The sequence below is a fragment of the Flavobacterium sp. C3NV genome (assembly GCF_046825355.2).
Taxonomy (GTDB): domain Bacteria; phylum Bacteroidota; class Bacteroidia; order Flavobacteriales; family Flavobacteriaceae; genus Flavobacterium.
In genome coordinates, this window is the sequence record NZ_JBKQBJ020000022.1 from 19,101 (window position 1) to 32,250 (window position 13,150).

The 13,150-nt window shown below is 36.2% G+C and carries 8 protein-coding genes; 2 read left to right on the forward strand and 6 right to left on the reverse strand.

The annotated features are described in order from the left end of the window. Positions 1–33: 33 nt before the first annotated feature. From rhaM to ACIDC4_RS23035, 5 genes are all read right to left on the reverse strand, one after another. Positions 34–363: an L-rhamnose mutarotase gene (gene rhaM, locus ACIDC4_RS23015; RefSeq protein WP_121320836.1), complete on the reverse strand. Its 330-nt coding sequence runs from the start codon at positions 361–363 to the stop codon at positions 34–36. A 160-nt stretch (positions 364–523) separates the two neighbouring features. Beyond that, entirely contained in the window at positions 524–1,594 is a 1,071-nt protein-coding gene (locus tag ACIDC4_RS23020; RefSeq protein ID WP_412043570.1) for a glycoside hydrolase family protein, read from the reverse strand. A 260-nt stretch (positions 1,595–1,854) separates the two neighbouring features. Further along, positions 1,855–3,387 carry a sialate O-acetylesterase gene (locus ACIDC4_RS23025; protein ID WP_412043569.1) on the reverse strand — a complete coding sequence of 511 codons (1,533 nt, stop codon included), beginning with the start codon at positions 3,385–3,387 and terminating at the stop codon, positions 1,855–1,857. 162 nt (positions 3,388–3,549) lie between these two features. After that, positions 3,550–5,076, reverse strand: a complete 1,527-nt coding sequence (locus ACIDC4_RS23030; RefSeq protein WP_412043568.1) for a RagB/SusD family nutrient uptake outer membrane protein — start codon at positions 5,074–5,076, stop codon at positions 3,550–3,552. A gap of 6 nt (positions 5,077–5,082) precedes the next feature. After that, the gene (locus ACIDC4_RS23035; protein ID WP_412043567.1) at positions 5,083–8,226 is read right to left on the reverse strand and encodes a SusC/RagA family TonB-linked outer membrane protein; all 3,144 of its coding nucleotides are present in this window, start codon (positions 8,224–8,226) and stop codon (positions 5,083–5,085) included. A gap of 442 nt (positions 8,227–8,668) precedes the next feature. Between ACIDC4_RS23035 and ACIDC4_RS23040 the strand changes: the two genes are divergently transcribed. Further along, positions 8,669–11,470: a glycosyl hydrolase gene (locus ACIDC4_RS23040; protein WP_412043566.1), complete on the forward strand. Its 2,802-nt coding sequence runs from the start codon at positions 8,669–8,671 to the stop codon at positions 11,468–11,470. 22 nt (positions 11,471–11,492) lie between these two features. After that, positions 11,493–12,617, forward strand: coding sequence for a glycoside hydrolase family 88/105 protein (locus ACIDC4_RS23045; protein WP_412043565.1), 1,125 nt, complete (start codon positions 11,493–11,495; stop codon positions 12,615–12,617). A 115-nt stretch (positions 12,618–12,732) separates the two neighbouring features. On the opposite strand, the gene ACIDC4_RS23050 is transcribed toward ACIDC4_RS23045, so the two are convergent. Continuing rightward, a complete protein-coding gene (locus tag ACIDC4_RS23050) occupies positions 12,733–13,131 on the reverse strand; it encodes a hypothetical protein (RefSeq protein WP_412043564.1) in 399 nt (132 codons plus the stop codon). Positions 13,132–13,150 lie beyond the last annotated feature (19 nt).

The following is a 13,150-nucleotide window of genomic DNA, read 5'->3' on the forward strand; positions in this document are numbered from 1 at the left end:
TTTTTATTTTTATTTGAGGGACAATTTAATCATTTAATCCAAATGAAAAACCTCTTTTAACATAATAGTTTTCGGCGAATTATCTGCATTGGTTTCCATTATATCCCCCATATAACTCCACCATTTTTTTACAATGGGATGATTAGGTAAAAAAGTCGTATCAAAATCTTTACTGATTTTCTGAACTGCAAAAAGTGTTAAGGTTGTTTCGTCTAAAAAAATACTATAATCCTGAATTCCGCTTTCTGAAAGTAAGGTTTGTAATTCCGGCCAGATTGTATCGTGGCGTAATTTATATTCGGCTTCAAAACCTGGTTTTAATTTCATTGTAAAGGCATTTCTCACTGTTGTATTATTTTCCATTTTTTCTAATGATTTTTGTTTTTTTTGTTGGGCGTAATTTTTTAAACACTTAGATGCATAGGTTTTTGCAATGTCTCAAAAAGGTGTTTCACTTGTTTCAATTCAAATAGCTTTACCACTTTTACCTTTGCCACTTTGTTCCTCTGTACCTCAGCACCTTTTAAACTATTTTAAAAATAAATGCCGAAGCCGTTTCATATTTTCCTCCTTGCGAAGCGGTAAATAAATAAGTCGCTTTCCCGTTTTGGAACAATAACTGCGGACGTTCTACCCGACCATACCGATTCAAATGTTTGGGCGCTTCAGGCTGATTGATATATTTGTTTAAGGGCTGATAGGCAATTTGAGGATCACTCCAATTCTTCCCGTCATCAGAATCCATGTACAATCCGTAATCGATCCCAAAAACGCCCATATCTCTTGCCAGCATTTTGAATTTGTTATTTTCATACCATACAAAAGCATCTTCGCATTGTTTATTATCTCCCAGTTTAGAGAAATCAATTACCGGATTGTTTTCGTATTTTTTATAAGGTCCGTGAAGCGATTTGGCAATTGCCAGTCCGTATTTTCTGTTGCCTTTTACGGGAAATTTTGGATGTTCGTAATTTTCTGTATCCAATGATTTATAATACAGCCAATATTCACCGTTTGGATGTTTTAAAAACGAAGGATTTGTGGTTAAAAGATCATCCCATTCGCCTTCTTTTCCCGGAAGCAATAATGGTTCATCAGGTCTTTGCCAGGGTCCAAAAAGAGAATCGGAAGTGGCTAAACCAATACGTTTGGTATTCATTTTTCCGTTGGAATTTCCCATGAAAAAGAGCGCATATTTTCCGTCTACAAAATGAATACTTGGATTATGACAGGTTGTGGCATCCCAAAAACCTTCGCCTCTCGGTGCTAAAATTGTACTTACATATTCATATGGTCCTTCAGGATTGTTGGCAACTGCATGGGCAATCTCAGAACTGTTAATCCATCCGCTCATTCCTTTTGCTTTGGGCCATCTGGAAAAAAACACATGAATTTTACCATCCGGACCTTCTATAGGACTGTTGCACCAAACATAATAATCTTCGAATTCTAATGCGCGTCCAACTGGTCGAAGTCTTTTTTCGAAATCAGAAAGCTTTGGATCATCCCATAAAGTAATGGCTTTCGCCGAAAATGGAAGACACATCGCTATAGCAGCGAGAGAATTTCCGATTATAAATTGTCTTCTATTCATTTTTTTTTGAATTTAAGATTTGCTACTCTTTTGGTAAACACATTTTTGTCTTCCCGAGGAACGAGGGATCTTCGCAAGAAACTCGATAAAGTAAGTTAACAATCTTTGCCGAACTACTAACGGAGATTCCTCGTTCCTCGGAATGACAAACTTTATGGTAACTTTGTTAATCTCAGTAATGTTGATGCGGTTCTCAAAATGGCATACTATACAAACTTTGTCAAAGTTTAAAACTTTGACAAAGCTTCAAAGCACTAAACCTATTTTTTATCTGTTTTAATTTCCCAATCATCTGTTCTAAAAGGTGACGCGGGTAAATTTTCTTTATTAAATAAATTAGGCTCCGGAATGGCTTTCCATGCAAAACGAACAGCAACGGGTTCTTTTACTTTTGAAGAAGAAACTACAATTGTTTTGCCTTCAATTTTGGCATCTGCCGGATAAAAAACCTGATCGTTTCCTGCTATTTCGAATTCTTTTAGATGGTCTCCATTTTGTTTTAGACCCGATTCTGCATAATCGAAAAACAATTTTGCTTTTTGTTTTTTAATTTTCATTTGGTTAAAAATTGGCCCTGAATAGACCAATTTATTTTCTCCATAGGTTTTAGCGCGGGCAATTAAAGCGAGTCTGTAACCCACGGTTTGCTTGTCTATTGGGTGAATGTTATTGGCATCTCCAACATCTGTTGTCACAACCATTCCGCTGTTTGGGATTGTTTTTAAGGACATTAATTGTGCTTCACGTATTTCGGCATTTTGTCCTTTGTGAGGTGTAATTTGTACATAATAAAAAGGGAAATCTCCCTGTTTCCATTCTTCTCTCCAGCTTTTTACCATGGCAGGAAATAAAGACCGGTACAAATAGGCTTTTCCTGAATTGCTTTCGCCCTGATACCAAATAGCACCTTTTATCGTATAATTTACCAGAGGATGAAGCATTGCATTGTACAATACATACGAGGTTTTGTTGGCTTCTTTTTTAGGCTTTTTCAATTGTCCTTTCTCAGCGTTTTGAGCAGCCGCAATTCGTTCGTTAGTAAGACTTAAATAATAGGTTTCAAGTTTTTCCTGATATACTTTTTCGTTTTTTGCATCTTCCTGCAAAATGGGCAAAAAGGCAACATCTTGTTCTAAAACGCTTTGCGCGGTCCAGGCTTCTGCTTTTGTTCCGCCCCATGAAGTCGAGATTAATCCGATGGGTACATTTAGTTTTTGATATAAATCCCTGCCAAAGAAATAGGCTACGGCAGAAAATGTCTGAATACTTTCAGGCGTACACACTTTCCAGCTTCCGGTAACATCTTCAAGTGGTGTTTGTGTCGCATTTACGGCAACGGTAAACAATCTGATATTAGGGGAAGAAGCGTTTTTTACTTCTTCTTCGTAATTTTTAACTCCGGTTTTCCAGGTTTTATCTTCTCTTCCCACAGGAAAAAACATATTCGATTGACCTGAACAAAGCCAAACCTCGCCGATTAAAATATTTCTTAAAGAGATATTATTTGATGCATTGATGGTAATGTCGTAGGCTTTGTCACTTCCGTTTGGTGTGTTTACTGCTGTTTTCCAGTTTCCATTGGCATCAGCCAATATTTCGACGGGAAGATTATTCCATCCTAAATGAATGGTTATTTTTTCGTTTGGAGCTGCCCATCCCCACAAATTAACTTTTGCGTTTTGCTGCAATACCATATTATCAGCGACTAAAGCGGGCAATTTAACCTGTGCCCATACGGAGTATTTTACACTAAAAATCAGTAGAATTAAGAGAAGTCTTTTGAAGTATATCATTGGAATATTTTTAAATACTAAAACTTTAAATTTAAAACAGTTAAACGGTGAATCTATCCTGTGCTTTCCTGTTTATTTTTAAATTAAAAATAAAAAAAGAAGCTGTCTAAAAAAAAGACAACTCCTTTAAAAAAAATAAAAAAAATTGGGAGCAAATATTTCTTAATCGTAACCCGGATTTTGAGTATAAAGACCAGGAACTGCTAAGATTTCTGATAACGGAATTGGGTATAACAATGAGTTGTTGTCGATTGTTCTAATTTTTCCTTCGGTATCTTCTGCCGCTTTCCAGGCGTTCATTGTAGTTACTGCTTTTCCTGATCTAATAAGGTCGAACCATCTTGTTCCTTCTGAGAAGAATTCTTTTCTTCTTTCTGTAAACAATTCATCCAGCGTAATATTAGATGCATTTGCTGCAACACCTGCTCTTGTTCTTATTTTATTTACAATCTCATCTACTTCTGCCTGCGATCCACCTCCGCCGTGAAGCGTACACTCGGCCATTAGCATCAATACATCTGTATAACGTGTTACCATAAAATCTACACCCCAGTCTTCACGACCGTTTCCGTATCTCGCGGCATCAATATATTTTTTGAAAACAGGTAATGTATAACTTCCTTTATAGGTTCCTGTCGCAACGGTATAACTGGTTGCTATACCATAAATTTTTCTTTTGTCTGTTGCTTCAAATAAGTTCAAAAAGCCAGTCGAAATTGGTTTTGCTTCAAGAGCTCCCTGCGCTGATAAATTTAATGAGGCAAAATAAGGCTCGTAACCTAACTCTACCATAAAATTACCTCCTACGGCAAGCGGTAAACTTTGAGTATAAGCAATCGTTAATACATTTTCTTTATTGGTAATTCCTTCTACTTTAAAAATGGGTTCGTAATCTGTATTAAACGCATATAAACCACTTAACTTAATATCATTTAATTGCTGATACGCTTTGTCCCATTCGTTCAATCCTAATGTAGCACCATCAATGCTGTATGTTGGGCTTGAGCGTGTCATGTACACTAAACCTAATAATGCCTTTGCTCCATATTTCGTAACGCGACCAAAATTTGCAGCGTCGTATGAGGGAGCAAGATTAGGAATAGCTTGTTCAAGATCTGAAATGATCAGTTTATAAACATCTACCACCGGCGTTCTTGGTATTTTTGCAGCTTCGGTAGCGGTCATTGTTTTTTCCATTAACGGAACTCTTCCAAACCATCTTACTAAATCAAAATAACAGAATGCTCTAAGAAAACGAGTTTCGGCAATCATAGAAGCTTTCTCAGCCGGATCGGTAAAAATCTGATCTCCTTTTTCGGCTATTTTTTCTAATAACTGATTGGCTTTATTAATAGCATTATAATTACTCAAATAGGCTTCTTTCACGTAAGTGTTCGAACTTATCGAGGTATAAAAACTATTAATTCCTTCCCAATCTCTTGAAGCCTGAGTGGTTGCCAGCAAATTATCTGATCTTACTTCGCTTAAATTCAAAACCCTGTTGGCATAACCGTACGTTCCCATTCCGTGAAAAGCTACAGAATACGTTGCGTTTCTCGCCTGAACAAAATCGCCTGGTGTAGCATAGAAATTCTCAATTGTTCCCTGAGATAATGGCAATTGATCCAATTCATCTGTACAGGATGTCATTGCCAATACTACTGTTAGTAAATAAATATATTTTTTCATTTTATTTTAATTAAAATTAATGTTAAGTCCTATCACTAAAGATTTTGCCAAAGGAGCTCCTCCATAATCTACCGGTACAGAAAAATCGCTGTTTGAACTTCCTGACGTATTTACCGCTTCAGGATTAAAACCTACTTTATATTTGTTCCAGTAGAACCAGTTTTCTCCTGTTACGTACAATCTCATATTATCGATTCGGCTTAAACCTTTTATGGCTTGTCTCAGGTTATATCCAATGGTGATATTTCTAACACTCACATAATCTGATTTGTACAACCAGTCTGAATTGGCCTGATATCCAAAAGATGTTCTCCAGTTTCCTCTTACAGAAGGATCTACATTTAATGAATTTTCAACTGATCCCATTCCGGTACGGTCAATCGCTCTTCCGGTTAATCCGTAAACTGTTCCTCCGTTTTGTCCCTGAACCAAAATGTTTACATCGATATCTTTATACTTGAAAGTATTTGTGATTCCCCAGGTATATTTTGGAGTTGGATTACCCAAATCTACACGGTCATCTGCATTGATTTTCTTGTCTCCATTCTGATCAATATATCTTGGATCTCCCAAAACTAATTTGTTACCTCCAATTGTAGTTCCTCCTGCATCAATATCTGCCTGACTCACTACTCCGTTTTGCTGTAATCCAAAAATAGTATACATTGGTTTTCCAACTTCTAATTTTACAAAAGGAACTCCACCATCATAGGCATTACTAATTTCAATTTTACTCTGGCCAGGTCCAAGCGCCAAAACTTTGTTTTCGTTGTGACTTAAATTCGCTGATGTTCTCCATTCAAAATTAGGTGTCTTTACGTTTAATGAACTCAATTCAAATTCCCAACCCTGATTTTGTACTTCACCTACATTCGTCAAATAACTTGTAAATCCTGTAGCCCCAACGATAGGCACTCTTAATAATAATTCGCTGTTGTTTTTTCTGTATACTTCAAATGTTCCTGAAACCCTGTTTTTAAGAATTCCGAAATCCAATCCAAAATCGACACTTCTTGATTCTTCCCAGTGCAAGTCAGGATTTGCTATTGATGATGCACCTTGCCCTATTGCAGCTGCTCCGCCAATAGAATAATTATACGTAGCCAATGTTGCATAAGAAGCGTAACTGCCAATGTTATTACTTCCGTTAAGTCCACCGCTTGCTCTTAGTTTTAAATCACTAAGCCAGTCGATATTTTGCATAAACGCTTCCTGTTTTACTCTCCATGCTAAGGAAACCGAAGGGAAAACTCCCCATTTTCTGTCTGATCCAAATTTTGAAGAACCATCACGTCTTACACTTGCAGATAAAATATATTTTTCTTTGTAATTGTATTGCAGCCTTGCGAAATAAGATAGTAAGGTACTTTTTTCTGCATTTGTAGATCCTAGTGATCCTGTTGGCAATGTTTCTACAGTTGAACTGTTATATAATGCTCCCGAAGATAAGTTTGATCTCATGATTTCATAGGAACTGAAAGACTGTCCTAAAAGCACATTGAAATTATGATTTCCGAATGATTTATCCCAGTTCAAAGTATTTTCATTTACTAAATTTTGTCTTCTGTACGTGTTATAAGCTCCTCTAATACTTGCCTGAACATCATTTGGAGTATAACTCTCTGTTGTATTGTCTGAGTTATCAAAATTCAATGTCGTTTTCCAGGTAAATCCTTTTGCAAACTGATAACTTGCATAGGTAGAAATCAAAGTTCTGTACATCGAGTTTTTTCCAGTTCTGGCCAATGCATTTAGCATATTTGTGGTGCTGCTACCCCAGGCATATCTTGTGGTATATTTTTCTCCTGCTGCATTAGAGACACTTTCAAAAACCGGTGTTGCTGTAAGAGCTTTAAATAAAGTATTGTCTTTTCCTTCTACACCCGGATCATTTTTGATCGAATATGAAGGCGCAATGTTTATTCCTGTTTTAAAGTTTTCTGATAATTTAAAATCAACATTAGCTCTTGCTGAAAATAAGGTGTAATCTGTACCAACAATATATCCTGTATTTTTTTGATAATTGGCAGACACATAATAATTCACCACATCTGTAGCTCCCGAAGCTGATAATTGATAGTTATTGAATTCTCCTGTACGGAAAACTTTATCCTGCCAGTCGATATAATCTAATCCAGGATGTCCCGGCATATCCCATCTGTCATCATACAAATAAGTATAATATCTTGTATTGGCTGTATTAAGAGGTGCTGTTGGATTTTTCGCATTATAAGCTGCAATTCTTTCGGCATTGTTCTGGCTCGCAGAAGCCCCTGTAATTCCTGATCCTACCCATTGCGAATCGATCATGGTTTTTGCCCTGTCGATCCATCCCTGAGCTGATAACATATCTACCCTGTTGGCTTCTTTGTTTACACCGCCATACATATTAAACGTAAATTTTGTTTTGCCTTTTTTTCCTTTTTTAGTGGTAATCAATACAACTCCGTTTGAGGCTCTTGATCCGTAAATAGAAGCTGCCGCAGCATCTTTTAATACTTCTATCGATTCTACATCATTTGGGTTCATGTTGTCTAAAGGGCTTCCGCTTGAAAATCCTCCGTTGCTATTTGATCCTTCGGTATAAATAGGAAATCCATCTACAACATACAACGGTTCATTTCCCGCTGTAATCGATCCTGATCCCCTGATTTCGATACTAAAAGGCTGACCTGGCAAACCTGTTGTTTGTTTTACACGCACACCGGCTACCTGCCCAATTAAACCCTGATCGATTCTCGAAATAGGTCTTTCGGTAAAGTTTTCAGTTTTAATTCCTGAAATAGCTCCTGTAGTTAATTTTTTCTTTTGGGTTCCGTACCCAATAACTACGACTTCATTTAAGTTTGAACTCTCTGCATCTAAAGAAACATTATAAGTAGTTGAAGCTCCAATTTTTAGTTCTTTCTTTAAAAATCCTACGAAAGAAAAAACCAAAGTTTCTCCCTCGGATGCTTTTATGCTGAACTTCCCGTCAAAATCAGTACTCGCTCCTCTATTGGTTCCCTTCACGATTACGTTAACTCCCGGAATGGAGAGTTTGGACGGATCAGTAACTGTTCCTGTAACCGTTTTTTCTTGCCCATAAACCGATCCGTGCAATAAAGCAAAGAAGGCTATAATCAGCAAAAGATTAAGCTTATTTTTCATAAAAGTTAAATTTTGGTTAGTTTAATAGTTTTTCAAATTTATCCAGAACTTGTTTGCGTGGCATCCTGTAGTATCCTGTTAGATTTCAACACATTATACTGTTTTTATATTTATTTTAAGACAAAAATCTCACAACTGATTGATTTACAATCCTTAAAAAAAATGAAAGATTAATAAATATCATATTAAAATTTTAATTAAACCATTTTTTATCATTTCATATTTATTTTTACAAAAAACAGAGAATTATAAAATAAGTAACTACATTGATTAAACATTCTGTTTTTTAATATAATTACCAAAAACAGGATGCTACAGGATAGCCTTTTAATACGTTACTAATACTTTTACTTCATTACTGCTACTAAAAAATTGTCCTGCATAATTTTTTAATGATGTGAAGTGATTAATTTAGTAACCACTAAAACTTTTTGAGTAAATAATGAAACTAACCAAATCCAGCCTCTTTATTACCTTATTCTTTTCCTGCGCTCTTAGTACTTTTGCGCAAGAAAGCCCGAGTTCTCCCTGGCCAAAATCTACCAATATAAATCAGCCCTGGACGCGTTGGTGGTGGATGGGAAGCGCCGTTGATAAACCCAACCTGAAAAAGAGCCTTGTTGACTTTTATAAAGCCGGAATTGGCGGTGTTGAGATTACGCCAATCTATGGTGTAAAAGGCGAAGAAAATAACTTTATCGATTATCTATCTCCAAAATGGATGGAGATGTTAGATTATACGATTCATATTGCCGATAGTCTTAATATGCAGGTTGATATGGTATTAGGAACTGGCTGGCCTTATGGAGGCTCGCATGTAACATTGCCTTATGCTGCCTCAAAGCTCATTGTAGAGAAATATCCGCTTAAAAAGAATGAAACTTTCGATAAAAATATTACCCTTAGCAACAGTAAAGAAAAAATACCAGCAGAACTTTTATATGTTGTAGCCTACGCCAGCGACGGTACTTACATCAACTTAACCGATCAGTTAAAAAAGAATAAAGTTACTACTAAAGATAAAGGTATCGAAGGCAATCCTGTTGCCTTGCCGAATCAGGCAGAACCTAATAAACTAAACTGGAAAGCCACTAAAACTGATTATACTATTTATGCTGTTTTTAGCGGAAAAACGGGACAAGAGGTAAAAAGAGCTGCTCCGGGAGGAAAAGGCTATACTTTAGACCATTATTCTGAGGAAGCTCTGAATGCTTACGTGGTTCCTTTTAATACCGCTTTTAAAGGTCGTGAAGGAAAAATAAGAGCCATTTTTAATGATAGTTTTGAGGTATACGGAACTGATTTTACACCCAATTTTTTCGAAGAATTTAAAGCCCTTCGTGGTTATGATCTTAAAAAAGAATTACCTCTTTTACTGAATGAAACAGATAATGAACAAGCTAACCGAATAAGAAGTGATTACAGGCAAACGATTAGTGATTTGTTATTGAATAAATTTGACAAATCATGGACCAAATGGGCGCATTCTAAAAACTTTAAAACCAAACTTCAGGCGCACGGATCTCCCGGAAACCTTATCGATTTATACGCTTCCGCAGATATTCCGGAATGCGAAACTTTTGGCTCGATGCCCTTTGATATTCCGGGTTTCAGACGTGAGAAAGAGGATATTCGCGAAGGCGATGCTGATCCGGTAATGTTAAAGTTTTCGTCATCAGCGGCTCATATAGCAGGCAAAAATTTAGTTTCATCAGAGACTTTTACCTGGCTGAGAGAACATTTTAAAACAGCATTATCGCAATGTAAACCTGAGGTCGAAGATTTAATGCTCAACGGAGTCAATCATGTTTTTCTTCATGGATCGACGTATTCGCCAACCAGAGCTGCATGGCCGGGATGGCAATTTTATGCTTCTGTAAATTTTAATGCCAATAATAACATTTGGGAAGATGCTCCTGCCCTTTTCTCTTATATCTCAAACTGTCAGTCGCTTTTGCAACAGGGGAAATCTGATAACAAAATCCTTTTGTACTGGCCTATTTTTGATACATGGGACAAATATCAAAAAGGTACTTTATTCTTTCAGTTCAAAATACATTCTTTATCAGAATGGCTGTACGATACCTCGTTTTATGACACTACCAAAAGTTTAATGAAAAAAGGATATGGCGTAGATTTTATCTCTGATAATTTTATAGCAGATGCAAAAGTGGTTAATGGCAAAATTGTTTTACCCGGCGGCAGTTTTAAATCGCTGATTATTCCGTCTTGTAAAAAAATGCCACTTGCTACTCTGCAAAAACTAATTGAACTCAAAAAAGCCGGCGGAGCTATAATCTTTGAAGGATTACCTGAATCGGTTCCGGGATTTAATGATTATAAAAAACAGGAAAAAGAGCTCCAAAATATTTTAACAGCAAATGCAGCATTGGTAGAGCCTGCATCAGATCTTTTTAAGGCTTTAGAAAATATAAAACTGTATCCTGAATCACTTGTAGATACAGGTTTAAAATATACCCGAAGAGATATTGATGGGGAAAAAATTTATTATTTGGTCAATCATACCCCAAAAACGATAGATACCTTTATCCCGCTTCAAATTGGGAATAAAGAAGTTGTCATTTTCGATCCGTTAACCCGTGCATATGGCAATGCTGTTGTTACGAAAAATGCCAATAATACATTGGTTAAACTTAAAATAGAACCGGGACAATCGTACTTTTTAAAAACAGAAAATACGGCATCACAAAAAAAATGGCACTATTATGAGCCTACTGCTGATGCTATCTCTTTAAAAGGAAACTGGAAAATAGCTTTTGACAAAGGCGGTCCGGAGCTTCCTGCAAATGCAACAGTATCTTCTTTAGCATCCTGGACCAAATTAAGTCCTCAGGCAGCAGCTTTCTCCGGAACTGCGACTTATACTTTAGAATTTGACAAACCTAATTCTAAAGCAGATCAATGGAGTCTCAATTTGGGAGATGTTCGCGAAAGTGCCAAGGTCTGGATCAATGATGAATTTATTGGTACAGCCTGGTCTGTTCCTTATCAATTGAATATTAAGAAACTAAAATCCGGAAAAAACACTTTGAAGATTCAGGTTACGAATCTCTCTGCCAACAGGATCAGGGATAAAGAACTAAAAGGCGAAGAATGGAAGATTTTTTATGAAATCAATATGGTCGATAAAGATTATAAAAAATTCGATGCCACAAAATGGGAACCTATGCCTTCGGGATTATTAGGCCCTGTTACGATTACGCCATTAAAACAAGAAAACTAATTATTAAATAACGAATATTAAAATGAAAAAGCTGCTTTTATTTTTCGCTATATGCCTTTCCTATACTAACTCCGCAAGTGCACAACAAGCATTTGATAAAAAATTAGTATTAAAACAAATGATGCTTGCCAATGATTATTTCATGCAAAAATGGCCTGAGACCGGCAAAACGATAATTACCAATAAGGAACGTCCCAGTAATATCTGGACGCGCGGGGTTTATTATGAAGGATTGATGGCATTACACGAAATTTATCCTAAAGAAGCTTATTACGATTATGCCTTTGCCTGGTCTGAATTTCATAAATGGGGTTTTAATGGCGGAAATACAACCCGAAATGCCGATAACTATTGTGCTGCACAAACTTATATCGATTTGTATAATCTGGAGCCGGATGCCAAAAAATTGAAGAATACAAAAGCGAATATCAACATGCTTTTGAATACGCCTCAATTAGACGATTGGTCGTGGATTGATGCGATACAAATGGGTATGCCGGTTTTTGCAAAATTAGGCGTTTTAGAAAAAGACAATCGCTATTTCGAGAAAATGTATCAAATGTATATGTACTCTAGAGACAAACATGGCGATCACGGACTTTATAATCCTAAAGATGGTTTATGGTGGCGTGATGCCGATTTTGATCCTCCATACAAAGAACCAAACGGAGAAGATTGCTACTGGAGCCGCGGAAATGGCTGGGTAATTGGAGCTCTGGCCAAAGTGCTTACTATTATTCCTGAAAACGCACCTCACAGGGCGCAATATGTAAAAGATTTAAAAGCTATGGCCGCAGCTTTGGTGCCTATCCAGAGAGCTGATGGTTTCTGGAATGTAAGTTTACATGATCCTACTAATTTTGGAGAAAAAGAAACTTCAGGAACAGCATTATTTGTGTATGGAATGGCATACGGAATCAACAGCGGCATTTTGAAAAAAGAGACTTACCTGCCTGTAATTCAGAAAGCATGGAATGCTATGACAACGGAGAGTTTGCACACCAATGGCTTTTTGGGCTATTTGCAATCGACGGGAAAAGAACCAAAAGATGGTCAGCCTTTATCTTATGATAAAATTCCTGATTTTGAAGATTACGGATTAGGTTGTTTTTTACTGGCTGGTTCAGAAATATATAAAATGAAGTAATTTCTTTTTACTACCTATTTTTCATAAAAAAAGCAGGATATCTTAAATAAGATTCCTGCATTTTTTTATTCCAACTACATCTACTTAGTTGAAAATCGAATTATAATAACCTAATTTACATTAGAAAAAATAAAGCTTTATAAAAATTATCAAATTTTGCTGAAAGTATAGCCGAGGCCTGAAAATTCATTTCTGACTTTTCTGTTACTGCATCGGGCTTTCCTGTAAAATATTGTTTTAATTCTTTGATGATTTCGAACCTTGTTTTAGAACTATCTAATAAAATTAAACTTTTGACGTCTTCTAAAAAAGATAAGCTATCATACAGCTGCTTATCAAATAAGCATACTAAATCGTTTGTTCCTTTTTTATCTAATTGCAAAAAATTTACCAGTTCAGACTTCTCATAAACTACAAATATAGATCGGTCGAATTCTGTTGATTCATTTTCATTTTTATACAAAAATGAGTTTTCAAAAAAATCAAATTCATTTTTGAACCTTCTTTTAAACATCTTTAAAAAAACTCCTTTA